This window comes from Cedecea sp. VD22, from assembly GCF_037150195.1.
Classification (GTDB): Bacteria; Pseudomonadota; Gammaproteobacteria; order Enterobacterales; family Enterobacteriaceae; genus Cedecea.
In genome coordinates, this window is sequence record NZ_JBBCPX010000009.1 from 31,795 (window position 1) to 57,936 (window position 26,142).

General features: G+C 54.9%; 18 protein-coding genes. 12 read left to right on the forward strand and 6 right to left on the reverse strand.

Going from position 1 to position 26,142, the window contains the following annotated elements:
• Positions 1-3: 3 nt before the first annotated feature.
• The 6 genes from WFK85_RS15940 to tssF are packed head-to-tail and all read right to left on the reverse strand — an operon-like array spanning position 4 to position 8,222.
• Entirely contained in the window at positions 4-1,830 is a 1,827-nt protein-coding gene (locus tag WFK85_RS15940; RefSeq protein WP_166994297.1) for an OmpA family protein, read from the reverse strand.
• Positions 1,824-3,170: a GlcNAc-transferase family protein gene (locus tag WFK85_RS15945; protein ID WP_336708906.1), complete on the reverse strand. Its 1,347-nt coding sequence runs from the start codon at positions 3,168-3,170 to the stop codon at positions 1,824-1,826. Before WFK85_RS15945 ends, WFK85_RS15940 begins: the two co-directional genes overlap by 7 nt.
• Positions 3,171-3,188: 18 nt before the next feature.
• Complete coding sequence (locus tag WFK85_RS15950) at positions 3,189-4,184, reverse strand: fimbrial protein (RefSeq protein ID WP_166994301.1); 996 nt, start codon at positions 4,182-4,184, stop codon at positions 3,189-3,191.
• 3 nt (positions 4,185-4,187) lie between these two features.
• Positions 4,188-5,270 carry a type VI secretion system protein TssA gene (locus tag WFK85_RS15955; protein ID WP_336708907.1) on the reverse strand — a complete coding sequence of 361 codons (1,083 nt, stop codon included), beginning with the start codon at positions 5,268-5,270 and terminating at the stop codon, positions 4,188-4,190.
• Positions 5,271-5,316: 46 nt separating this feature from the next.
• Positions 5,317-6,345: a type VI secretion system baseplate subunit TssG gene (gene tssG / locus WFK85_RS15960; protein WP_008454357.1), complete on the reverse strand. Its 1,029-nt coding sequence runs from the start codon at positions 6,343-6,345 to the stop codon at positions 5,317-5,319.
• Positions 6,342-8,222, reverse strand: coding sequence for a type VI secretion system baseplate subunit TssF (gene tssF / locus WFK85_RS15965; protein WP_008454358.1), 1,881 nt, complete (start codon positions 8,220-8,222; stop codon positions 6,342-6,344). The genes tssG and tssF overlap by 4 nt, the downstream gene beginning before the upstream one ends.
• Positions 8,223-8,590: 368 nt before the next feature.
• On the opposite strand from tssF, the gene tssH reads away from it, so the two are divergent.
• From tssH to tssM, 12 genes are all read left to right on the forward strand, one after another.
• Positions 8,591-11,287, forward strand: a complete 2,697-nt coding sequence (tssH, locus tag WFK85_RS15970) for a type VI secretion system ATPase TssH (RefSeq protein ID WP_336708908.1) — start codon at positions 8,591-8,593, stop codon at positions 11,285-11,287.
• A 77-nt stretch (positions 11,288-11,364) separates the two neighbouring features.
• Complete coding sequence (locus WFK85_RS15975; RefSeq protein WP_008454360.1) at positions 11,365-11,898, forward strand: fimbrial protein; 534 nt, start codon at positions 11,365-11,367, stop codon at positions 11,896-11,898.
• Positions 11,899-11,995: 97 nt separating this feature from the next.
• On the forward strand, positions 11,996-12,769 hold the full coding sequence (locus WFK85_RS15980) for a fimbria/pilus periplasmic chaperone (protein ID WP_034807630.1): 774 nt from the start codon (positions 11,996-11,998) through the stop codon (positions 12,767-12,769).
• A gap of 83 nt (positions 12,770-12,852) precedes the next feature.
• Positions 12,853-15,489, forward strand: coding sequence for a fimbria/pilus outer membrane usher protein (locus tag WFK85_RS15985; RefSeq protein WP_008454364.1), 2,637 nt, complete (start codon positions 12,853-12,855; stop codon positions 15,487-15,489).
• Entirely contained in the window at positions 15,480-16,067 is a 588-nt protein-coding gene (locus WFK85_RS15990) for a fimbrial protein (RefSeq protein ID WP_008454366.1), read from the forward strand. The genes WFK85_RS15985 and WFK85_RS15990 overlap by 10 nt, the downstream gene beginning before the upstream one ends.
• Positions 16,068-16,153: 86 nt before the next feature.
• Complete coding sequence (gene tssB, locus WFK85_RS15995; protein ID WP_008454368.1) at positions 16,154-16,678, forward strand: type VI secretion system contractile sheath small subunit; 525 nt, start codon at positions 16,154-16,156, stop codon at positions 16,676-16,678.
• A 15-nt stretch (positions 16,679-16,693) separates the two neighbouring features.
• Positions 16,694-18,193, forward strand: a complete 1,500-nt coding sequence (tssC, locus tag WFK85_RS16000) for a type VI secretion system contractile sheath large subunit (protein ID WP_008454369.1) — start codon at positions 16,694-16,696, stop codon at positions 18,191-18,193.
• Positions 18,194-18,402: 209 nt separating this feature from the next.
• Entirely contained in the window at positions 18,403-18,888 is a 486-nt protein-coding gene (locus tag WFK85_RS16005) for an Hcp family type VI secretion system effector (RefSeq protein WP_008454370.1), read from the forward strand.
• Between the two features lie 140 nt (positions 18,889-19,028).
• Entirely contained in the window at positions 19,029-19,565 is a 537-nt protein-coding gene (gene tssJ / locus WFK85_RS16010; RefSeq protein WP_166994309.1) for a type VI secretion system lipoprotein TssJ, read from the forward strand.
• A gap of 3 nt (positions 19,566-19,568) precedes the next feature.
• Positions 19,569-20,915: a type VI secretion system baseplate subunit TssK gene (tssK, locus tag WFK85_RS16015; RefSeq protein WP_336708909.1), complete on the forward strand. Its 1,347-nt coding sequence runs from the start codon at positions 19,569-19,571 to the stop codon at positions 20,913-20,915.
• Entirely contained in the window at positions 20,915-22,282 is a 1,368-nt protein-coding gene (gene tssL / locus WFK85_RS16020; RefSeq protein ID WP_166994311.1) for a type VI secretion system protein TssL, long form, read from the forward strand. The genes tssK and tssL overlap by 1 nt, the downstream gene beginning before the upstream one ends.
• An 11-nt stretch (positions 22,283-22,293) precedes the next feature.
• Positions 22,294-26,127 (forward strand): type VI secretion system membrane subunit TssM, encoded by a 3,834-nt coding sequence (tssM, locus tag WFK85_RS16025; protein WP_166994313.1) that lies wholly within the window; start codon positions 22,294-22,296, stop codon positions 26,125-26,127.
• The last annotated feature ends 15 nt before the right edge of the window (positions 26,128-26,142 follow it).

A 26,142-nucleotide genomic window follows, 5' to 3' on the forward strand; every position in this document is an offset into this window, starting at 1 on the left:
CTCTCAATCCTTGTAGTCTTGCATAGATAACGGAATGATTTCGACACGGCGGTTTTGCGCGCGTCCTTCCTGGGTGGCGTTACTGGCTATCGGGCGAGAGTTGCCCGCGCCTTCAACGATAAACTGGCTGGCGGCCAGGCCCGAGTGTTCCACCAGCCAGTCGCGGATAACGCGAGCGCGCTCTGTGGACAGGGCCATGTTGACAGTGGCAGAGCCGGTGTTGTCAGAATGGCCGATGATCAGATACATCTGCAGCGGATTGCGCGCCATCTCAGGCACCAGCTGCGTCAGAATGTGCTGGCTTTCCGGCATCAGGTTACTGCTGCCGTTCTCAAATAAAGGCGCGTTGTTCACGAGCTGCAGGAATGCCGATGCATCGGGTTTGTCATTTATTCCCAGTAGCCTTTGGATCGGCTTTATCTGGCTAATCTGGCCGCGAATTTCCACCGCATCCTGCTGTATGGCGTAGCCAATGCCGCCCGCGAGGCACAGCAGCAGCAGGGCGGCGAGTGCTTTAGGCCAGCGTCGGCGGCGTGGGATCTCCACCGGCACTGGAATCGGCGCAGGAGAGGGGGTAGGAGGCGGCTCTTCAACCGGCGGCAGGGGAATCTCCGGCAGCGGAGGCAGGGCGATAGAAGCCGACAGGCCTGGCAAAATACCGTATCGCTCTGAAAGCCACAGGGACCAGGCCCCATGCCGGGTGAATCCCTGGCCGTGATCGGCGAGAGTAATGCCGGCAAAGTCGAGCTGGGTGCTGTCAAACAGGGTTTGTAACACGTTCATGATACGGCTTTCAGCCAGCCAGGAAAGCAGCGTGCTGGCTACCGCGTGGCGCTGAATGGCGTAGAGATCTTTCCCGTCGTCATTAGCTTCCAGCTCGGCCAGCAGGCTCGCCCACTGATGCTCAAGCTTGAGGTGGCCGTAAGGCGGCTCGGCAAGCCCGCCGGTCCAGATAGCCCGATCCGGATCGTGGGCGGAGCGCTGCTGGCTGAGCCGGGTGTAGAGCCCCAGCATGCAGGGTAAAGGCTCAGAAAGGCGGATGGATGAAAAGGCGTATTGCCAGGCGGTAATTTGCTCGATCATGATGCTACTGCTTTCAAAGCCGTCGGCAAGCAGCGGGAAATAAGCCATCGTAGCAAGGGCGATGTTATTTTTCTTTAAATACGCCATCCGTTTGGCCAGGCCGTTGGCGTTCTCCTCAATCACCCACAGGATCCCATGCTCGCTGCCGGATGACAGGTTTGACTGGCTGAACCATTTTCCAGCAAAGGGCCCGATGACGAAGATCATCAAGCGCGGGGATCCTGCCGCCCCGGCCCGCGGGCTCACCCAGGATGCCGTTGCGTGTTCCGAAGGAGGCGTCTCTGCCCGGGCGCGTGAAAAATAGCGGGCGCGTTTAGCCGCCCGCAGCGAGACCAGGGCATCGGTACTGCCTTCAATTTGCATCACCAGCGTCAGCAACTTCCAGGCGTAGCGAAAAATGATCTCGCTGTCGGCGTTGAGCAGGGCATCCAGCCGGGCGGAAAGGGGGAGCGCTTCCTCGCTGTCAACAAAGCCATAGAAATACTGCACCAGCGAGTAGCGTTGCCAGGACAGAGAGTTGTTTTGGGCATTGCTGCTCAAGCGCTTATCAAAATAATCACACAGCGCCCGGCACAGCGCCTCGCTTTCTTCAGGCGCCTGGTTTTCCACCAGCAGCGCCTTGTTGAACTGCTCAATCAGCGAGATCAGCCTGAGCTGAAAGTCCGGCGCAGAGGGAATAATGCCGTCAAAAGAAAACAGGGTATCCACGCTGACTAATCGACAAAAAAGGGCTTCACTTTTCACCATGTCTTCTCCGTGACGGTGCCCCAGCCCAGGCTGTCTGACCAAGTGCACAGCCTGATCGAGCCTGGTTTACTTAGGCTGGTGGTTTTAAATTCCACCGGAAGCGAGATCTCTTCCGAGGACGTTTTTTGGCGTAGTTCATGCAGTTCGCTGCGGGTGAGCGTTTGCCTGTGGAACAACTCGTTCTGTTGGGTATAGACGCTGATATGCAGTGCGCTTACGTCGCCGTTGTCTGCCTCATAATCAGTCTTGCTCAGCGTAAGGGTCTTCTTATGCCAGGCATATTGCCGACGTAGCCATTCGGCATGGTCGGCGGGCGGGTCGGAGAAGAAATTCACTTTATCCACGGCCATGACTTCCGGTAAAACTGTGCCGTTTTTCAGGCAAATACCTGCCTGATATTCAAACTGTTCCAGCGTTCTGATCTTTCCCAGCCCATAGGGGGCCAGGCCGCCTTCGGGCTCGCTCTCCAGACCCAGCACGGTTCTGACTCGCTTTTTCGACGCGGCATCGCGCTCCCACCAGGCCTTCTCAACGGAGCCCTGTTCTTTGGCCTGATTCGTGTGGTCGCCCCAGACTTTGCTGTGCTCTTTGCGCTGATAGTAGTGCCACAGCAGAGGCTTATGGGGATGGTAGATATCGTAGCCGTGGCTAAACGCGCGCACGGCCATGGCTATTTCCTCACCGGCGAAGAAAATCTGTGGGTCGTTGGGGATCTCTTTTACGAAGTCCCCGCGGGTAAAAATAAATCCTCCGGCCAGGTAGCTGCCCCTGACGGGCTCGGGAGATTCAAAAGGCGTGGAGCTGAACATCGGGAGCCCCTGCGGGTTGAACTCCCGGAAGATTAAGCGGCTCACATAACTTTTTTTACTGGCTTCTTCGTCTTCTCCGGGAACAAACGCAGGCGGGTAGGAGGAGAGCACTGGCCGGGGAGATGTCGCCGCTAGCTGGCGCAGCGTGGTTATCATTTCGTTATCCCAGCCGGGGATAAACCGGCAGTGGGAATCAATTTGCAGAAAATAGTCTGCTGCCTCAAATAGCGATTCCGCGAGGCTCCGCGCCCAGCAGGCCCCCTGGCTGGCATAGTAGTGCACGCTGATGAGTTCGATTCGGGCCTGCTGGAAACTGAAAATAAACGCCTCGTGTCCGGCAACATGCCGGCTGCCCATGGGGACGAAGCCGTGTCGCGTAAAGAGGCTGAGATCCTCATCGTCCTGCCAGCACACGGCAATGTGCAGCCTTTCAGGCTGGCTGGCGTGGCGCAGCATATCCTGAAGCGTCGGGATCAGCTGCGGATCCCGATAGCTGGCAATGCTGATAAAAATTGTTGCGGGGTTGCCCATATTTCCTTATTCCCTGGCTTACTGAATACTAAAAATAATTTCTGCTTTTGCCGTGAACAGGCCACCGGCAGGTGCCGTACCGTTGCCCTGGAGCAGCGTCGCTTTCCAGGCAAATTCAGCCGGACCCTGGCTGGTGATAACCCGTGAGGATTCAGAGGTGGATCCATCGACTTTCATGGTTTTGTTGTCGCCGTCGGTGATGCGGATTTTCAAGCGATCCATATTGCCGTCAGAGTCTTTGATACGAATAAAACCGCCGTCTGCCGTAGGGGTATCGGTAATCATCGACGCGGAGGCCGAGTAGGATCCATAGTCACTCTTACAGACGATGGCGAAGTCCAGGCTGCGGGTAACCCCGGCTTTTAGCAGCGTGGGCGTCACGTCGTTAAAGTCGATAGTTTTAGCGTTATCCGCAGTGCAGGCCGGGGTACTGATAATTTTCATTTCCCCGATAGAGAGGCTATGGGTGAACGACGCGGGGTTATCTGACAGGATATAGTTGTAGCCAATTTGTCCGGCGGGCAGGATGGTATCCCCCGTCGCGGCATTGGCCAGGCGCAGGTTATTGCTGAGTTTATAAAACTCAATTCGATAAAAAGACTGCGGTGGAATATCGAGTGAACCAACCGAGCTGCCATTTGAGAAAGTCAGATAACTGGTCGACGGGAAATTACCAAACGCCGAGCCGTTGCTCGCCAGCATTTTGATGCCAATGCCCGGAATGTTGGTCGCATAAATTTTTGTGGATGTATCCTGCCCGGACAGCGACACGGCGCGTTTGCCGTACTCTGTTCCCTTAATACAGTCGTCATAACCTACGCCAGCGCCGCCCACCGTCGGGCTGTCATATTGGGCTATTGGCGTAGAAGTACTCACCGGCGCATCAGCGGAAATAATGATTGTCTTAGCGTCAATGGTGAGCGGCGTGGGGGTCCCGCGCGCCAGCGTACAAACGGCCCATGCGCCAGGCGACATCAGCAGCCCGGAAATCAGAAGGGTGAGCATCCTTAACATTGTTTATTCCTTTTCCTGGTTCAGCATTGCGATAACTTCTGGGGGATACATTTTTTGCAGCTCGGCGAAGCTCTTGCCTATGCTTTCCTCCGCGTATTTCAGCACCGGCACCAGCGGGCTGCTTGGCTCTGCCACGGCAAACCAACTGCGGATTTCCTGCAGGCGCTGGAGCGCTTGCGCGCGCGTATTAACCCCTTTTTGCGGTTCATGCCGCGCAGGACGAGGCACCGGGACAGGAGGCTGCCAGGCCGCTTCGTCAGCCGGGGCGGCTACCTGACCAGGGGGCTGCGTGGGCACAGGCTCCGGCACGCTTTCGGGGGCTTTTTCCAAAGGGAGATCTCTGGCGGGCATTTCGCTGCCAAACTCGCGGCTAAACATGCCAAGAATGCCGGACAACAGCGGCAGCTCAGGTGCCTCGTGTCCCAGCGTCTCCGCCAGGATCTGTTTTATCTGCTGCACAAAGTAATGGGCCTGCGTGAGCGGGCGAATCTCTTCTCGTGCGCTGGTGTGCCATTCGCGAATGATGGCGGCGACGGCCTCGTCCGACAGCGCACCTTCTTCTCTCGGCAGCTGATGGGCTTTTTCAAATTCTTTAACGGTAATTTGCAGCCCGGAAGCTTTGGGCAGCGGTTGGTTGCGCAGATCCGTCAGCAGACCACCAATATCCTCCAGCTCGGCGAAGGCGTTTGCCCGCAGCATTGGCTCGAACTCCCCTTCGTCAAGCAGCTGTGGATGAAGGTCATCCGGCCAGCTTTGCAGCAGGGCAAGCAGCGCCTCCGCGCCTTCGGCCAGCGCAGACAGCCCGCGCTTACGCAGGCGGCAGCGCATCAAAATAACCACCAGGCGAACATCTTTGCTTTTTTGCAGCAGGGCCTGGCAGTCGCGTTCGGTTTCCGTCCAGTTCACCGGCTCAGCGGCTTCAACGAAGTCGCCGTATTCGGCCCCAAGCTTTGGCTGCAGGCGCGACTGCAGCATGATAAAAGCAGGATCGTAATCGAGCGCTTCTCCGCAGGGCGAGTCGCCCGGAAAGGGCTGCATCAATGACTGGTAATAGTCCGAGCAGGTCAGGCTTTCGTATTGATTCATGTGCGTGTCTTTTCATCCATGGTTACGTTCTCTTCCAGGCGAAGGGCTACCGGCGGTACATCTCGGGCTCAAAGCTCATCCCGAAAACGGGGGTTTCGCTGGCCTCTCTTTCCAGCCAGCTCGCATAACCTAGCTGGTGGCTGCCGTCTAACGTGGCCCGGGGCACCTGATCGGCGGCAAGCACCAGCTGCACATCCCAGGCATACTCAAAGCCGATAAAACTTCGAACCAGCTCTCGCAGCACCGCCATATCGCTGCCCCAGGGGCTGAACAGCATGTACTGAGCCAGCGTGAGCGGGCCCATCATCAGCTTGAATTTATGCTGCCGGTCGAGGACGGTATTCCCGAGGATGGCCCCGTCGCCCAGCAGCGCGGCGTAGCGGTCGTCGCCCAAAGCGGTTTGATCTTTTCCCTCAAGGAAAATCCACTGCAGCTCAAACTCTTCCATCTGCACCGGAACCTGGAAGTAGTACTCCATGGCGCCTAGCAGGCCATCAGGGTTACGTGCTTCTCGAATCAGGTGTGCGGATGACGCCAGGCGGGCGTGAATCGGCAGCGGGGCGGGATCGAGCTCGGAGGGATCCAGCCCCACCAGGCTGCCCACGTAAAATGAAAAACGCTCGTCTTCTTTACGATCGAGCGAGGCGGTGTCCTGCGATAAGAACCAGGCCCGATAAAACTGGCTCAGCGCCCGGTGGTGGAAGATATCCACGAAATCAATCAGCGTCGGGTCGTGCTGTTCGTAGCGGGAATAAGCCAGCTCAGAGAGGTGCAGCGGCATTGCCCCCTGAGCGCCCCAGATCCCCAGCCCAAAAAGCTGCAGTTTGATTTTGTCGTCCTGCTGATGGATGGCCGCTATCTCTCGAGGGGAGAAGGCCATGCTGGAGATCTGGCCGAGCCTGAATCGCTCCTGAGAGGGGAGAGCGGCCTTACCCGGCGGCGGCAGGGACGGCGTGCGGGCGGCAATAGCCCGCATAATGCTGATAAATCCCGCATCCCAGGGGGCGCTGGGATCGAACCAGTTTTCCAGCCCTGGCGGTAATGACGAGGCCTGTGGCAACTTTGGGAGGGTCATAGCGCGCCTCGCCTGCCCGGGCGCGCTTTCCAGCGTGCGACAAGGCCTCGCTGCATCGAGTGCAGCTCAGTTTCGGTAAAAATATTGATGGCGGCATGCCGCGACAAATAGTTCTCCATAATCAGCCCAAACAGATAAGGGCTGACCCCGGAGAACCCTTCTTCGTCAACCGTCAGGCTACAGTTCACGCCGCGCCCGTAAACCAGCAAGCCCTCATCCGAGAGGCGGCGAACCACCGGGCGGGTCTGGCAGCCCACGAGACTGTTAATTTGCGCCATGGACTCCAGATCGGAGGCGGTAGTGAACAGCCGCAGCATATTACGCAGCGCCTCGCCCCCTTGAGCATGGTCCATATCCGACAGCGGCAGATAGTTGAAGCTCAGCTGACGAATCAGGCGCCAGGCCGTTTCACCGAGAGCAAACGGTGAGCGGGGCGCGCTGGGCGAACTGACAAAGCGCGCGCCGTGAATGGGAACCGAGTCCGACATTGTCAGATCGAGGCTGCCGCTGCTGGTCAGCAGGCGGGGCAAATCACGATTGGTGACCATCGCATCGACCAGCAGATAGCGAATATGCTCGCCGTAAGGTGCTTCTTGCTGATCAACCAGCGAGATAAAGATTTCAGTCCCGCTGTAGGGCGTGCGGGTATCGTATTTTCGGCTGCTGGACTCTTTGGTTCTCACCGTGCGGTTGACGGAAAAATAGCGGCCAAAGTTGCCGGTATCGCTATGGCGGGTCTGATAGAGCGGGTTAAAGGTCAGCTCTTCGCTGGTTTCGGCCTGCAGACCAAACACTTTATTGACCGAGAACACCTCATAGTCGAGAGGACGGCTGCGGTCCGGCACGATATGAAAGTTATTGAGCGCCCGGTTGACCTCAATCCTGTCCACACGTTTAGGGAAAAGGTTAATGACGGGCGTGCAGAACAGCAGAAAGCGCGATGCGTCCAGGTGGGCGACTAAATCCTGCGGTAACTTATTTAACAGGATAATTATCTCTACTTCATTGGTGTTATTATCCGCGAAGGATTCAGCCAGCTGCGTGAGTGAGAAAAAATAAAATCTTTCACGGCAGGAAATATATTCCTGAATCAGCGTATGGCCATGAAACATATTCCACTGTAGCGGCAATAAGCTCTGATCTGGCGCCATGCCTTCAAATTTCAGCGGCTGTTCATTGATGACATGATAACGGTTTTTTTCCCGTTCTCCGCTGCGTACCACCATCGCAACGTGACTGCCGTGAAGCAGTTCGAACGTATGAGAGACGATACGCTCATCGCCCTGGATATATATCGGCAGTTCATTCAGCCCCTTCAGTTCAGAAAAGACCAGCTCTCCTTGCAGCTTTAGTTTAATTCGCAAAGCACCTTTTAATTGATGATGCTTAATGCGGTAATGTTCAAGGTTAGGGATATCCGGGGGGATTGAGGTCAGGCGTACCTCGGCAATTTCCAGCGGCCAAAGCGTCACATCCTGGTTATTTCTGAACTCGCAGCGGGTCATCTCACCGGGCAAAATGCGGCTATAAAAGGCGCTTTGTTTTGGGATCCTGTAGCCCTGGGTGAGATCGCCTTCGCTGAGGTTAGGCTCCAGCTGCACCACCCCCATCGAGGGGGTTGGGGAGTTATAGTTCGGATAGACAATGTCCAGCAGGCGCTGGGTAAATTTGGGAAACTCAGCGTCCAGCTTTATCTGCGTTCTGGCGGATAAGAAGCAAAACGCCTCGATTAAACGCTCAACGTAAGGATCGGCAATCTCAATGCCGTTCATCCCCAGGCGCCCGGCAATCTTGGGATGACGTTCGGCGAACTCTTGCGCCATTTCTCTGACGAAAGTTAGCTCCCGGTTGTAGTAATCCAGAAAGTTGTGTTCCACTTGTCACCCTGTCAATTATTACAGCAAATATGTTTTTGCCATGCTGGAGATAAATATTTGAAGACAGAAAAAATCTTTTTTGTCGGAGGCGTTCTTCTGTTTATGAACCCGATTCTAAAAGTAAACGTTAAATTTTCGTATGCCTGCATCATGCGTTTTAGAGAATTTAAGAATGACTTCCGGGCGTAATTCTTAAAACCCGTGATGTCGGCCAGCAAGGGTTTTTATTTCAATTTTTGTTAATTACTATGCCCTCCAGGTAACGTTCCGTGATGCGCTTAATGCGTTGTTTCGGCTCTCTGATCCACGTGGATAAGTGGATGAATAAAACAATCGAATAATCGAATTAAAACAGGGCGAGTTTTATCGTGGCGATAACCAGAAAAAACCTATTCGGTAAGCTAAATACCATCTTGTTTAAAGGCGTAGAGAGCGCCACAACGCTGTGTAAATTACGCGGTAACCCTTATGTTGAACTGGTGCACTGGTTAAATCAGATATATCAGCAGCAGGATAGCGATATTCGGCACATCATTCGGCACTTCGAGCTTGATGCGGAAATGCTGGAGCGTGATTTTTCTCAGGCGCTGACTCGCCTGCCTGCCGGGGCCAGCGCTATCTCTGATTTCTCCTATCACATTGAGCTGGCCATTGAGCGCTCGTGGGTATTTGCCAGCCTGGAATGCCATAACACTTGCATCCGCAGCGGCCATTTGCTGATTGCCCTGCTGACGACGATGGAGCTGCGCCGCGCGCTGTTCGCTATCTCTCCGGCGTTTGAAAAAATCCCTCTCGAACATTTAAGTAAGGATCTCGGGTACATCACCCGTGAGTCGGCGGAACAAAATGATTTAGCCGGTGGCGCAGCGGTGTCCGACGGGGCCGGGGTGCCTGGCGAAGCCAGCCACGCAATGGCCAGCGCTCAGGGCGGTGGGCTGGCGCAGTATTCTACCGATCTGACGGCGCTGGCGCGGGAAGGAAAAATTGATCCTGTGCTGGGGCGCGATAAAGAGATCAACACCATGGTCGATATCCTGCTGCGCCGTCGCCAGAATAACCCGCTGCTCACCGGTGAGGCCGGGGTAGGTAAAACGGCGGTTGTGGAGGGGCTTGCTCTGGCGATTGCGGCCGGGGATGTGCCGCCTTCCCTGCAAAAAGTTCGCCTGCTTACGCTGGATGTGGTTGCCCTTTCCGCAGGCGCCAGCATGAAAGGTGAGTTTGAAGCTCGCCTGAAAGCGGTGCTGGAAGAAGCGGTCAATTCGGCTGAGCCCGTCATCCTGTTTATTGACGAAGTTCATACGCTGGTGGGGGCTGGCGGTAACGCCGGAACCGGCGACGCCGCGAACCTGATGAAGCCGATGCTGGCCCGTGGTCAGCTGCGCACTATTGGCGCGACGACCTGGAGCGAATTCAAGCGTCATATTGAGAAAGATCCTGCGCTGACGCGCCGCTTCCAGGTTCTGCAGGTTGAAGAACCGTCAGAAGCGCTGGCGATTGCGATGGTGCGAGGCCTGCTGCCGGTGCTGGAGAAGCATCACGGCGTGTGGATCATGGATGAAGCTATTCGCGCCGCCGTCAGGCTCTCACATCGGTATATTCCGGCCCGCCAGCTGCCAGATAAAGCGATTAGCCTGCTGGATACCGCCTGTGCCAGGGTTGCCGTGGCACAGCACGCGCCGCCGGCCGAGCTGCAGATGCTGAAGTTCCACAGCGAGTCGGCCCAGGCCGAGCTGTCGCTGCTGGAAAAAGCCATCGGCTTTGGCAAAGAGGACGATAAGCGCAGAGAGCCTATCCAGAACGCGATTTCTGAACATGCCGAAAACGCTAAGGTTCTGGACAGCCGCTGGAGCCAGGAATGCGAGTTAGTCTCCAGCATTATCGACACGCGTCAGCAGCTTCTTGCGGCCACGGTTGAAGATACCGAAGTATCAGAAACGGAAAAGGTGTCCTATCTGCAGCAGCGTTTAGGAGAGCTTGAAACCACGCTGAGCGAAATTCGCGGCGAGCAGCCGCTGGTGCAGGCCGAAGTGAATGCCGACGTGGTGGCTTCGATTGTGGCGAACTGGACGGGGATCCCAGTCGGGCAGGTGCTTAAAGATGACGTCAGCGCGGTGATGGAGCTGCCGCAGCGTTTGGCCGAGCGCGTTATCGGGCAGCAGTACGCGCTGGACTGCCTGAGCCAGAGCATTCAGACCGCTCGCGCAGGACTGGCGGATCCGAAAAAACCGTTTGGCGTCTTTATGCTGGTGGGGCCTTCCGGGGTGGGGAAAACCGAAACGGCTTTGGCCATTGCCAGCCAGCTGTATGGCGGTGAGCAAAACCTTATCACCATTAACATGAGCGAATACCAGGAAGCCCATACCGTCTCTTCCCTGAAGGGCTCACCTCCGGGCTACGTGGGCTACGGCGAGGGGGGCGTATTAACCGAGGCCGTCAGGCGTAAACCCTACAGCGTCATTCTGCTGGATGAAGTGGAAAAGGCGCACTCAGACGTGCACGAATTGTTTTTCCAGGTCTTTGATAAAGGATCGATGGAAGACGGTGAAGGGCGGCAAATCGACTTCCGTAATACCATTATATTGCTAACAAGTAATACGGGGAGCGACATTATTAGCAGTGCTTGTGCGGATCCTGAAACCCTGCCGGGCGAAGAAAGTTTGCTGAAGGTTATTCAGCCTGCTTTGCTGAAAGTCTTCCCGGCAGCATTTTTAGGTCGAGTTACCGTAATACCTTATTTACCGCTGGCAACGTCTTCACTCCAGCGCATTGTTAATATTCATCTTAATCGTATTGCCGAACGTGCTAAGGCGAATTATGACCTTGAATTAAGCTTCAGCGAAGAACTGGTGCAGCACGTTGTGGAGCAGTGCCCGGTGGCGGAAACCGGGGCAAGGATGCTAATCCGCTTTATTGAGAAAAACATTTTGCCGAAAGTTGGCGTAGCTATCTTAAATTCGACTGGCGCAGCTGCTACACAAAATAAAAATGTGGCCATGCGTGTGGCTTATTCACATGAGAAAGGCATTGAACTTATCCATCAAACGGAGGAATTGCCGACGACGTAATTTAAGAAAGTTGCACCAGGAATTATGTATCTACTGTTTATAAAGTTTTTACTTACTGAAATATAGGGAATTATATCATGCGCAATTTTAAAATGACGCTGTGCGCCATGGCTTTGGCTGCGGTATCAACTTCTGCCCTGGCGGCGGATGAAACGCAGGGCACCGTCACCTTCAACGGTCAACTGATTGCCGAAACTTGCACCATCGCCAGCGATTCTGTCGATCGCCAGGTTCAGCTGCCAAAGGTGTCTATCCAGACCCTGAATGCCTCCGGCACAACCGCGGGTTCTAAAGGTTTTGATCTGAACGTTGAAAACTGCCCTACCGGCATCACTCAGGTGGCTGCGCACTTCGAAGCCGTCGGCAGCAGCGGCGTAAACAGCCAGACCGGTAACCTGACCAACAGCGCGACCACCGGTGCCGCAACCAAAGTTGAAGTTCGTCTGTACAACTCCGACGAGCAGCAGCTGAAACTGGGCGAAACCGGTGCTCCGGCCCCTGTAACTGGCGGTAAAGCGACTATGCGTTACTACGGTGGTTACTATGCGACCGATGCCACTACCGCAGGTTTGGTTCAGGCGAAAGCTAGCTACACCCTGGCATACCCATAACAGGTTTGCTTCTAAATGAAGTGCGGGGCGAGCAATCGCCCCATTCTTAAAACCTGCTTTCATTATCAGGTAGATGTTATACGCGCAGGGCCGTGCTATGAAATATCAATATGCAATATTCTCAAAACTGACAGCTTTATTTATTCTCCTGCTGGCCGTCTCCCAGTCGGCGTTTTCTGGGATGACGATATCCGGTACCCGGATTATATTTCCCGGCGGTGAAAGAGAGCAGACGGTGCGTACGACAAATAAAGGCCCGTCGCCTTTGCTGGTACAGGTTTGGGTCGATGATGGTGGTAAAAATGACGACATTAATAAGATAAAAGTTCCTTTTACCACTACGCCGCCCGTGTATCGTGTTGATCCGGGCAAAGGGCAAAGTATCCGTCTGATATACAATGGCATGAATCTGCCTCAGGATCGAGAATCTGTATTTTGGTTCAATATGTTAGAGATCCCACCAATGAAAGAGGGGGCCAAAGAAACGGATCATCTGGAGCTGGCCTTCCGCACCCGAATTAAAATATTTTACCGTCCGTCGGTCTTGAAGAGCAGCAGCTCTCAGGAGATTGGTAAACTGACCTGGGAAAATCTGGGGGCAGGAAAAGGCATAAAAGTGAACAATCCTACGCCTTACCATTTCTCTTTTGATAGCGCATCGCTGATGTCCGGGACGGTAAAGCAGCCATTGGCAGTGGATATGATCGCGCCCTTTAGCAGCAAAGTGTTTTTACCAGAAAATAAAGGTTCTGTATCGGGTGCTATTAGCGGTGCAGTCGTTCGTGTCATTAATGATTATGGCAGCGTAATTGAATATCGCTTAATTCCCGCCTCGGGAAATACCTTAACAATAGAAAGAAAGTTGCAATAAATTTCATCGGTTTTTCAACTGAGCCAGAAATGCTTTTTATTTAAGGCCGGATAGCCACGCTTTGTGGTCAGGGAGTCAGGGACGTGAGACTAAAAGAAAGCAAGAAATATGCACGACGAGTCACGCGCGAATCGAAAGTCGCGTTTGCTGTTCGCCATATCCTTATGGCTTCTTTAGGAGCTAGCTTTTCCGTACTGGCTCAGGGAAATACCGCCAGCCTGCCGACCAGAAATGAACAGAGTTCTCGCCCGGAAAGCGTGAAATTTAACAGCGCCTTTATCCATGGGCAGAGCGTTGATGTCTCTCGGTATTTTGAAGGAAACCCTGCTCCAGCCGGAGAATACAGCGTACAGGTTGCGGTCAATGGAGAAGGGCGGGGCCAGTACAAGGTTCTGTTCAAGGACGTAAACGGCAGCGTCGGGGCTGTGCCCTGTTTTAGCCAGGAGCAGCTGGGTCGAATGGGCATTAAAGTGTCACATAACCCGCTCGACGGCGCGGCGCATACCGCCGGAGATGACGGAGACAAACAGTGCGCCACGCTTGACCGCTGGGTTGACGGAGCCAGCGCCAGCTATCAGCCCGGCGACTTCTATCTCGATTTGACGGTTCCTCAGGCCTCCACGGTTCAGTACCCAAGGGGCTATACCGACCCCAATACGTGGGATTCTGGCGTACCCATTGGATTGTTGGATTACAACTCCAACGTCTATGTGCAGCAGACTAACAATCGGTTTGACAGCAAAGACGGGCATTCCGTAAGCGGTAATCTTGGCATGCTGGCGGGACTTAACTTTTTCGACTGGCGGCTGCGTAAACGGTTCAATACCAGCTGGAGCAACGATCAATCGTCCCACAGCCAGTCCCTGTTTACGTATCTTCAGCGCGATATCCCGGTGTTAAAAAGCCAGCTCACGCTGGGCGACAGCACAACCAGCGGCGATCTGTTTGACAGCATGACGGTGAGAGGCGTCCAGCTCCAGTCCGACGATCGTATGCTGCCGGATGGGCTTCGCTATTACACCCCGCTGGTGCGTGGCTTTGCGGAGACCAACGCCAAAGTTCAGGTCAGGCAGCGAGGGCAGGTCCTGTATGAAACGACCGTGCCACCTGGCGCGTTTGAACTGAGCGATATCGGGGCTATGGGCTATGGCGGCGATCTGCAGGTTACCGTGACCGAGGCTGACGGGCGCCAGAGAACCCAGCTCGTACCGTTTTCCTCACCGCCGATGCTGCTTCACGATGGCGTATCACGCTTCGACGTCACCGTGGGCAAATTGAAGGATGACTCGCTGAAAGAAGAGCCGGGGCTGGCGCAGGGATTTTACCAGTACGGCATCGGCAACATGTACACGTTATACGGCGGCGGGCAGTTGGCCGATAACTACAGCGCACTGGGGATTGGTCATGCCTTCAACACGCCGCTGGGCGGGGTTTCAATGGATATTACCCGCGCACGCAGTGAGCTTGGTAATGGCAGAGTCTCCACCGGGAATAGCTATAACGTTGGCTTCAGTAAATATCTGGATACGACGTCTACCGACGTTACGCTTGCGGCTTACCGCTACTCTTCGAAAGGGTTCTATAGCCTGAGGGACGCGGCGTTAGATCGCTATGGGGCCAAAAGCGATAATTTTATCGTCGATTACCGGACCAAAGAGCGCTTTACCGTGAACGTCGGGCAGCCGCTGTGGAATGGCGCCAGGCTGAATTTGTCCGGCAACTTCTATAGCTACTGGGACGACAGGTCTTCCACCAGCCAGTACATGCTGTCGTACAACAAATCCGAGCGCTATTTCTCCTGGGCGGTGTCTGCGTCCCGGGCCTATAACAGCGACGGGGAGAATATCGATAGCGTGATGCTGTCCGTCAGCGTGCCGCTGGGCCGAGCGAGCATGACCAGCAAACCGCTGTTTAACTCACTTTATTCCTCGGTCAGCCACGATAACCAGGGCGGCAGTGCGGTACAGATGAACGCCATTGGCAGCCAGGGCGAGCAAAACGAACTGAGCTACGGCGTCGGGACTTCCGTTAACAAAGCGAGAAACGCGGGGACGCGCAGCGCGTTCAACGGCAACGTGAACTACAACTCGCCGTTTGGCCAGTTCGGATCAACGGCCTCCGTCGGGAATAAATCGAACCAGCTCTCGTTCTCGGCCAACGGCAGCCTGGTGGCGCACCAGGGCGGGATCACTGCCGGGCCTCGCCTGGGCGACTATCCGTTTGCCCTCGTTGAGGCGGAAGGCGCCAAAGGCGCGAGAATGCTGAATGGCTATGGGTCGCAAATTGATGGCAATGGGTTCGCCATTGTGCCTTCGCTGACGCCTTACCGGGAAAATATTGTGGCGGTGAATACCCGCGGCCTGCCGGACACGGTAGACGTCCTGGAAAGCGAGAGCACGGTCATCCCGCGCATGGGTGCAGCGGTAAAAGTGAATGTGAAAACGCTCGTCGGTGAGCCGGTTGTATTGATTGTGAAAGATAGCAAGGGTGAGCCGCTGCCAATCGGGATGGATGTTTACGATGAGCGTGACGCCAGCCTCGGTATTATTGGTCAGGGAGGCATGGCCTTTATTCGTGGCTGGCAGGCTGAGAAAAATAATCTGTATTTAAAAAGTGCTTCCGGTCAGCGACTTTGCACTATTTATTCCGATAGCAATATTGCAAATAAAATGAAGGGCGCGCGTGGCTCTATTACTCAGGTAGAGGTCTTATGTCATTGATGAATACTCTTGCCGGCGGGCGAGGCACTTTCCGTGGCCTGTGCTATGCGGCCCTGGTGGGCGCTCAGTTTTTCGCCGCGGCGAACGCCTGCTCAACGAATTGTTCGATAGATGTTTTCTTTACCGGTAATTACACCGATGAAACCTGCAGTGTGGCGATCAATAACGCCAGCAGCAATGAAATTGTGACGCTCCCACGTGTCGCCGTGGCCTCGCTTAGCCGCGACGGCAATGAGGCCGGCAGCGTTCCGTTCGATATTACGCTCAAGGATTGCCCGGCCAGCAGAACGATAACGGTATTTTTTAATAGCACCATTTCTGCAGCTGATACCGAAACGGGAAACTTAGTGAATAGCAGCGGAACGGACTTAAGCCGCGGCGTTCAAATTAGATTGCGTAAAGAAAATAGTTCGCAGGTCATTATTGATAGTGCTGATTCAGGGCAGGATTACGTTATTTCCGCCACGGCCGAACCATTGAGCCACAGATTTACAGCGAGCTATTACGCAAAAGGGAACTCGACCGTCACCGCGGGCCAGGTTCACGCCGTGGCGGGGGTCGAGCTTGTTTATAAATAACAGGGAGGCTTGCTGATTATTTGAACGTTGACCATCCGACAAGCGACGGTTTATCCATAAACGGTTATTAAAGAGTATTGACTACTATGAGCAAAAGCAACTCGCAAAAATTCATCGCACGAAACCGTGCTCCGCGCGTACAGATTGAGTACGACGTGGAAATTTATGGCAGTGAAAAGAAGATTGAACTGCCGTTTGTTATGGGCGTTCTGGCGGACTTGTCCGGCAAGCCACTTGAGCCGCTTCCCCCGGTCGCCGACAGAAAGTTCCTCAGCATCGACATCGATAACTTTGACGAGCGTATGAAGGCTATGCGCCCTCGCGTGGCGTTTGCAGTCCCGAATACCCTGACGGGCGAAGGGCAGCTGATGGTTGATATGACCTTTGACAGCATGGACGATTTTGCCCCCGACGCCATTGCACGCAAAGTCGATTCGTTATCCCAGCTGCTTGAAGCCAGAACCCAGCTTGCCAACCTGCAAACCTATATGGACGGTAAAGCCGGGGCGGAAAGCCTGGTCATGAAAGTGTTGAACGATAAGTCGCTGCTGAACACGCTGGCTTCGTCGCCAAAGCCAAAACAGGCTGATGAAGCCGCGTCCCAAAAGTGATGAAGAGAGATAATAATGGCTACTCAAGCAGAAACAAATAAACAGGCAGCCCCGCAGGCCGCCACCCAAAGCGACTTTAACGCTTTGCTGACCCGTGAATTTAAGCCAAAGTCCGATCAGGCGAAAACCGCGGTCGAAATTGCCGTAAAAACCCTGGCAGAGCAGGCGCTAAGCACCTCGATCACCATGGCCGATGACGCCTATAAAAACATTGCCGCGATCATCGCCGAGATCGACATGAAACTCTCCGAGCAGATCAACCTGATCCTGCATCACGAAGAGTTTCAGCGCCTCGAAAGCGCATGGCGCGGTTTGCATTATCTCGTCTACAACACGGAGACGGATGAAAAGCTGAAGCTGCGCTTTATGGACATCTCTAAAAACGATCTGCGCCGCAACATGAAGCGTTACAAAGGGATTGCCTGGGATCAGAGCCCGCTGTTCAAGCAAATTTACGAAGAAGAGTATGGCCAGCTTGGCGGCGAGCCCTACGGCTGCCTGGTGGCGGATTACCATTTCGACCACAGCGCGCCGGACGTAGATCTGCTCTCGTCCATCGGTAAAGTGGCGGCTTCCGCCCATATGCCATTTATTACCGGCGCGGCGCCGTCCGTTATGCAGATGGATTCCTGGCAGGAACTGGCTAACCCGCGCGATCTGACGAAAATCTTCACCCAAAACCTGGAATATGCGGCCTGGAACTCGCTGCGCCAGTCGGAAGATTCTCGTTACATTGGCCTGGCGATGCCGCGCTTCCTGGCGCGTTTGCCTTACGGCATCAATACCAATCCGGTGGATGATTTTAACTTCGAAGAAACCACCGACGGGGCCGATCACGGCAAATATGTGTGGTCTAACGCCGCTTATGCGATGGCGGTGAACATCAACCGTTCATTCAAACATTACGGCTGGTGCACCATGATCCGCGGCGTAGAAAGCGGCGGCGTGGTGGAGGATCTTCCGTGCCACACCTTCCCGACCGATGATGGCGGCGTGGACATGAAGTGCCCAACCGAAATTGCTATCTCTGACCGCCGTGAGGCCGAGCTGGCCAAAAACGGTTTTATTCCGCTGGTGCATCGTAAAAATACTGACTATGCGGCCTTTATTGGCGCCCAGTCGCTGCAGAAACCTTCCGAATATTACGATCCGGACGCAACGGCGAACGCCAATTTGTCCGCACGTCTGCCTTACCTGTTCGCCTGCTCGCGTTTTGCGCATTACCTGAAGTGTATCGTGCGCGACAAGATCGGCTCCTTCAAAGAGCGTGAAGATATGCAGCGCTGGTTGAACAACTGGGTAATGAACTATGTGGACGGTGACCCGGCAAACTCTTCTCAGGAAACGAAAGCTCGCCGCCCTCTGGCCGCGGCCGAAGTGGTGGTTGAGGATGTTGAAGGCAACCCGGGTTATTACCAGGCGAAGTTCTTCCTCCGTCCACACTTCCAGCTGGAAGGTTTGACGGTGTCACTGCGTATGGTAGCCAAATTACCTTCGCTGAAAGACGTTGCCTGATAAGGCAATTCAAAAATGGTTGTCTGATTCAGGCAATTTAAATAAAGAATAATCACTTCATTATTCTTTAAAGGTGCGGCCGCGCCGGGGATTCTTGCGCGCCGAAAATGTTGTAGAGAATTTTCATCATAATGAAATTGCTTCTACGACTTAATTTTAACGTTGCACACTGTGTGACACTCTTAAATGAGAGCTGAAAAGGAAATATTATGGCTCAGGATATGTTTATTAAAATTGATGGCATCGAAGGCGAGTCTCTGGATGCTACCCATAAAAATGAAATTGAAGTGCTCGCATGGCGTTGGGCCAGCTCACAGCACTCAAATATGCACAGCGGCTCCGGCGGCGGTTCCGGTAAAGCTACGGTGGACGATTTCTGCTTCGAGCACTATGTCGACAAGGCCAGCACCAACCTGCTGAGCTACTGCCTGTCCGGTAAGCACATCAAAGACATTCAGTTTGTTATTCGTAAAGCCGGTGGCGATCCGCTGGAATACCTGACGCTGAAATTCACCGATGTGATTATTACTCACGTTGAAACTGCGGGCTCCAGCGAAGACGAAACGCGTCCACGTGAGAAGGTGACCTTCGCCTTCACCAAACTCACTCAGGACTACGTGATGCAGAATGCAGAAGGCGCTAAATCCGGCGTTATTTCTACCAGCTACGACGTTAAAGCTAACCTGCGCAGCTAATACTGCGGGGTTATCAAAGGTTTTGCCGCTTCGGCGGCAAAACTTTCTCCAGGCGGGGGAGCGGGATATTTCGCTCCCTGCGCGGGTCGCGCGTTAATTCGATACACATCGTTCAGGAAATAAAGTGCGTGGATAGGGATATGTTTTGCAAAACAGAAAGAAAGAATTGCCGGGTAGCGCTTGTGAAGTGTCTGCTGATTATTGGGCTGGGGACTTTGTTATTTTCCTGCAGCAGCAGTAACGATAAGCAGCCTGCTGGCAGTGAAATAAAAATTAATCTGATTGCAGACAAAGATATTAATCCTAACGATGGCGGCCATCCGGCACCGCTCAATATATTTATTTATAACGTCAAAGAGCGGGATGTTTTCACCAATGCCGATTTTTTTGAAATTGTAGAAGGAAATAATAAAACCCTGCAAACCGCTATATCAAAAGAGTACGAGGCCATCCTTCAGCCGGGTGAGTCGCGTAGCGTCACAATTAAGCCTGATGGTGACGGCAGAACCCTGGGGTTTATTGGTGCTTATCGTGACCTAAATAATGCTATCTGGCTGGCGACATGGACGCGACCGGAAAAGGAAACATCGTGGTGGCGGAACATGTTCAGCGACGACTCGCTGACCCTGCAGGCACATTTCCAAAAAACAGCAATTACAATTAAAAAAATGGATTAAACCATGAGAACAAATAAAGTCGTCTGGAGTGAAGGGCTGTTTTTGCGCCCGCAGCTTTTTCAACAGCAAGAACGCTACTTTGAATATTTTGCCCACAAAAGAGCGTCGACGCTCAGCCCTTTCTTTTGGGGGTTCTCGCAGTACGAAATCGATCGTGAGGCATTGTCATACGGCAAACTGGTGCTGCGCGCCGCGCGCGGCGTCCTGCCCGACGGCACGCCGTTCGATGTCCCCGATCATGCCGATTTGCCTGAGCCGCTGACGATCCTGCCTGAACATCTGGGCAAAATGATCTATCTGGCGGTGCCGCTGCGTCTGGATAACAGCGATGAAACGATCTTCAGCCAGCATGACGCCAGCTCGCTGGCGCGTTTCCGCGCTCAGGAAGCCGAGCTCTGCGATACCAACGCCATTCGCCAGGGGCCAAAACCCGTACAGATTGCCCAACTGAGGCTCAAGCTGGTCTCTGAAACTGAAATGACCGAATCCTGGATTGGTCTTCCGCTGACGCGGGTGAAAGCGATTCAGCCAGACGGGAGCGTGCTGCTTCACACGGATGACTACATCCCGCCGGTGACCGGCTATGCGGCGAATCCTTTGCTGGGTGAATGGCTGACGCACCTTAATGGTCTGGTAAAAATGCGTGCCGGCATGCTGGCTAATCGCCTCTCCTCCTCTGACGGCAAAGCCAGCGCCAGCGCCGAAATTGTTGATTACCTGCTGCTGCAGATCTTCAACAAGTACGAGCCGATTCTCGACCATTTACGCCACATACCCGAGCTACCGCCCATTGTGCTTTACGAAGAGCTGGCCAAGCTGGCAGGGGAGCTTTCGACCTTTGTTCGAACCAAAAAGCGTCGGCCAAAACCTGCGCCGGGATACGATCATGCGCGGCTTTATCCTTCGATCCGTCCTCTGGTCGATGATGTACACGATTTGCTGAACCAGATTCTGGTTCGTGCGGGCCAGCTCATTGACCTGCAGGCGAAAGGCAACGGCGTGTGGGCGGCTTCCGTGCTGCCGAACGAGCTGCGTTCCTTCTCTAACCTGGTGCTGGCCGTTCACGCGCAGCTGCCGATGGATGTGCTGCATCAGCAGTTCCAGGCCCAGGCCAAAATCAGCGCGCCACAGCAGCTGCACGAGCTGGTGCGCTCCCACCTGCCGGGGCTGGTTCTGCAGGGGCTGCCGGTACCGCCGCGGCAGATTCCCTACAGCACCGGGTACGTGTATTTCGAGTTGCTTAAAAACGGACCTTTCTGGGAAAAAATCTCGGCAACCGGCGCGCTGGCGCTGCACGTTGCCGGTGAGTTCCCTGGCCTGAAAATGGAACTTTGGGGAATCCGGACCTGATGAAAGACGAGATTAATCAGCACGCTACGCCAACGCCGGGGGGCATGCAGGATGACGATACCTCTCCTCAGGCGCTGGGCCGTTTTCTTCTTGATGAGCAGGGGGACTGGATCCAGGAGCCGGAAGCCACGCCGACGGCTCAGGGCCGCGCCGGGGAAAATAGCGAGACCAGGACAGGCGATGACCGGGCGTTAAGAAGCGAAAGCGTTCAGCAGCGCATGATCAAGGTCAGCGCCGCTGAGAATCCGCTGCTTGAAGCCGCTCAGCCGCTGCTGCGTGCGCTGAGCGATATGCCGGAGCAGATTGGCGATTTAACGCACGTTGAGATCCTGAAAAATACGCTTAAGAGCCAGATTAATCTCTTCGGCATCGTCTGCGATGAAGTGAACATCCCGTGGAAAAAAATGGCGATAGTTCGCTATTGCCTGTGCACCGCGCTGGATGAAGCGGCACACACCGCGCCGTGGGGGCTCGAGGCGGGCTGGTCTCAGAGCAACCTGCTCAACCACTTTGAAGGGGATAACGATGGCGGGAACAAGTTCTTCCTGCTCATCGGTCGCCTGTCGATGAACCCGACCGAGTTTGCTGACGTCCTTGAGGTCCTGCTGCGCATCCTTGGCCTCGGCTTCGAGGGCCGATACAGCATCATTGAGGACGGGGATCGCCAGCTCACCAAGATCCGCCAGCGCCTGTTGACCCTGGTACAAAGCACGCGCAACACCACGCCGCCTGCATTGTCACCGCACGGACTTCAGCCTCATGGCCCGGCCCGGCGGGAAAGGCTGATTGTACCTGTCCGGCTGACCGCGCTTTGCGCGGGCATTCTGGTGGCCTCGGCCTTTATCTGGTGTAAGTACTCGTTGCTGGTGAATAGCACGAGAATCATCAGTGATATCAATGCGATGAAGAATATTAAGGTCAGCGCGCCGCCGGTGAAAATGCGGCTCAGGCTGAGCGTTTTGCTCCGCAATGAAATTCAACGGCAGCTGCTTAGCGTCGATGAAACGCAAAAGCAAAGCAAAGTCGTGTTGAAGGGCGATTCCCTGTTCTTATCCGGCTCAACCAAAGTCCAGCCTGAGATGATCAACGTGATTGAACGCGTGGCCCGTGAAGTCCGTCGCGTTAACGGCGATCTGGTGATTGTCGGCCACACCGACGCCACGCCGATCAGCCGGCCGGGCTTACCCAACAACGTAGTACTTTCAGAAAAACGAGCCGCCGAAGTGGCCCGCTACTTTATTGAGGCGGGCGTGCCGGAGAGCAAAGTGAAAGTCGAAGGGGTGGGCAGCAGCCAGCCGGTGGCCTCTGATGCTACCGCTCAGGGACGGGCGAAGAATCGCCGCGTAGAGTTTTTTGTCACGTATTAACGAGAGCGACAATGTCTTATTTGAATAGAGTCTTCGCGGCGCGGTTTTTGAAGACGCTGCTGATTATGTGCTGTATCGGGCTATTGGTTGCCGCTATCTGGTTCCTGGGGCCGTTCTTTGGGTTTGGCGAGTCGCGCCCGCTGCTTAGCGTTGAGTCACGCATTATTTTTATCCTGCTGGCGGCATTTTGCCTCGCCGGGATCTGGCTACGCTGGCCGGTCTTCATCATGGTGATTGCGGCACTTTGCGTGGTGGTCTGGGTGCTGGGGCCGTTCCTCCTGGTGGGCGAAAAACATCCGCTGGAGCCGGTGAGCATCAGGCTGATGGTCATTGCAGTTATGCTGTTTTTGGCGCTGCTTTACGGCCTGTGGTTGCTGCTGCTGGCGCTGAAAGACAACCCAAAACTGCTGGATAAACTCACCCGCGGCAAGACGTCTACGGTTGAAAATGATACGTCAGAAGCGGCTGCCGCCATTGGCAACGCCGTCGACTATGTGAACAAAAATCGCAGTACGCTCTCTTTTTTCCAGCGTGTGATTTTAGCGCGTAAGCCGCTCGATCTGCTGCCGTGGTACATGGTGCTCGGCACTGATGATGCCGGGAAAACTTCGGCGATTCTGGCTTCCGGACAGAACTTCCCGGTGCCGGAGCAGCTTAATCAAGTGGGCAAATCCGCCGTGCAGACGCGTAACTGCAAATGCTGGTTCGCCAATGACGCCATCTATGTGGATACCGCAGGCAAGTACGTCAGTGACCCTGAGCAAAGCCTTAGTGAGTGGCGGGCCATACTCAAAGCGTTAAAAAAACACAGGCCGGTCAAAGCGCTGAATGGCGCCGTCGTCACTTTTTCCGCCGCCGATCTCCTGGGGCGAAGCACCGCCGAACTTTTTGAGCTGGCGGCGAGCCTGCGTGCCCGAATTGAGGATCTGCGCCAGACGCTGGGCGTGCGTTTCCCGGTTTATGTCCTCGTCACCAAACTCGATCAGCTTCCCGGTTTTGCCGAGTATTTCAGGATCCTGACCGAGCAGGAGCGTGAGCAGGTCTGGGGCGTGACTTTCCCTTACGGCGAGGCGCGCACCGAGCCTGTATCCGAGCTGAGCGGGCAAATCAGAGACGAACTGGCCCTGCTGGAAGAGAGGATCGAGCGTGACATGATCGTTCGTCAGCAGGAAGAGTACGACAACCGCGATCGCAAAAAAATGTATGCCCTGCCGCAGGACTTCCATCTGCTCTCCGGCCTGGTGGCGGATGTGGTGCATAACATCTTCTTTGCCTCCCGCTATAACGAGTCGCAGAGCTATACCCTGCTGCGCGGGATCTATTTCTGTAGCAGCCATCAGCCGGTCGACTTTAGCCTGGTGAATAACCAAAGCATCATGCGCAAGTGGTTCAACTACGTGGAGCATAAAACGCCGCCGGTGATGGCCACCCTGATTGCGCAGCCAAAAGACAGGGACTTCCTGATAAGCGACGTTTCATACGGGCGTCAGTACTTCCTTAAGCAGTTGTTCAGTGACGTGATCGTCAAAGACAAAGACCTGGCGCGCCATAACCTGGCGAATGAATCGAAGTTCCGTTTACAGCGTTTGCTGGGCCACACGCTTAGCGTTGTTATCGCCTTTATTCTGCTGAATGGCTTCTACAACAGCTACGGGAACAACAGCGAATATCTCGCCGAGGTGAAGACCCGGGTTGCCGTTTTGGGCGGCGAGGTCAATCGATTCGTCAGTTCGGCAAACGATAATTTGCTGCCGCGTACCTTAATGCTGGCGCAGTCTTTGCCGGAGTATGGCTCTCTCGACGTCTTTAACCCGACCCTCGACTGGCGCTATGGCTTGTACACCGGCACGGATGTGGTTGAGGCCTCGGGTTCGCTGTACCAGTATTTCCTGCAGCGTCTGCTGCTGCCGCAGATTGAACAGCAGGCCACGCTGGCGTTACAGGAAGCGGTTGATGGCGGAAAACCTGAACGTATCTATGACCAGCTGAAGCTGTATCTGCAGGTTTTTGGACAGGGCAAATTCGATCGTCAGTCTCTGACGGAGAGCATCACTAACCTGTGGGAGGCTCGCGGCAAGCTTCAGCCTTACGAGGAGCGCCAGATCTTTGTTTCCCATCTGAGAAATCTGCTTTCTTCTCCAGAGTGGCGCCGCTATGGCCAGCCCGCTGACGACGGGCTGGTGAAATATGCGCGCGCCATACTGCAGCGTCAGGACCTGGCCAGTCGGCTGTATGAGCGTCTCAAAGACGCCGCCGCTCAGGATGCGCCTGCTGATTTAACGCTCAGTGACATGGCGAAGTCACGCAGCGGTGAGCTTTTCTCCGTGATTGATGAACACGCTGAAATCGCCATTCCCGGTCTATTTACCCGTTCGGGTTACTACGACGTGTTTAAAAAAAAAATGGATCCAGGCCTGATGTGGCTGGAGCGTGAGGATGCCTGGGTGTCCGGGAATGGGGAAGATCAGGGCAGCCAGGAGGCAAAGCCGCAGGTAAAAATGGCCGGCAACGGCGTGCTGGTTAATCCCATACAGCAGCAGGTTCTGGCGCTCTATCTCGATGAGTACACGCGGCACTGGCAGGATTTTCTCAGCAATATTCGTATCAAAACGGACGTACTGCCGCTGGGCTACGGCAGCGCGGGAGTGGCGGCAGATATTTATATGCTGCGGGCGCTGAGCGCCTCTGATTCTCCGCTGGCAAGCCTGGTGACCCGGGCGGTGCGGGAAACGACGCTGGTCGGGAAAGAGGATAAATCGCTGCTCGATAACGTCCCGAATAAAGGACGGATCCTGAATGCCGCCGCTAAGGTCAGCCTGGCCTATGCCGCGATGGAAAAAAAGCTGCTGCGGGAGCGGGTGGATGACCACTTTTCTCCACTACGCGAGTTTGTGACCGGCAGCCGTGAACCGGCTGAAGGAGAGCGTAACGCGGGGCCGGGGGCGGAGCTGAGCAAGCTGCTTGGCGCGTTAAGCGAGCAGTACACGCTGTTCGTTATTTACGATGATGCGCTTAAGAACGGTAATGCCGTGGCGTTATCCGGCACGGCCAGAAAAATTGGCGCAGAGTCGCAAACCTGGCCCGATCCGTTACCGAATGTGATTGCCCCTCTGCTGGACGGGGCATGGACGCGGGCCAACCAGGAAGCCATCGCCAAAAGCAGCGAAGGGATAGATGAAAACCTGGGGCGCGTTTGCCGCGCAACTTTGCAGGGGCGTTACCCGTTTGCCTGGAGCCAGCGTGACGTAAAACCGTCTGATTTCGAACGCTTCTTTGCCGCGGGTGGCCTGGTGGATGAGTACTTCAAAAAGAACCTGGCGGACAAGGTGGATACCTCTTCGCATCCGTGGCGCTTTAAGGGTGACGTCGAGGGTAACGAAGACACTCTGGAGGTGTTTGAGCAGGCCGCTGAGATTCGCGACGCGTTCTTCCAGTCTGAAGGCGGGCGCAAACTTTCCCTCACCTTCGACATTGCGGTGCCTTATTTGGATCCGGCCATTACGCAGCTGAACATGAATTTTGACGGCAAACAGGTGAGCTATGCCCACTGGCCGGTTGCCCCTGTTTCTCTCGTCTGGCCTGCCTCGCGCATGACGTCAAGGGTCAGCATCAATGCGACTCCGCGCGTGACGGCGGGCACCTCGTCCCTGAGCTTCAGCGGGCCGTGGGCATTGTTCCGCTGGATGGACAGCGCCGACGATATGGTGGCCAGCGAAGGTGATGACACGGTGCTGGTTTATAAGCTGGATTCGCGACGGGCAAATATTCAGGTTTCAGGCCTGACCTATAAAGACATCCCCGTCCGGGATCTCTTAAAAGCGTTTCGCTGCCCCGGAGACGCATAGCCGTCTCCACCATTC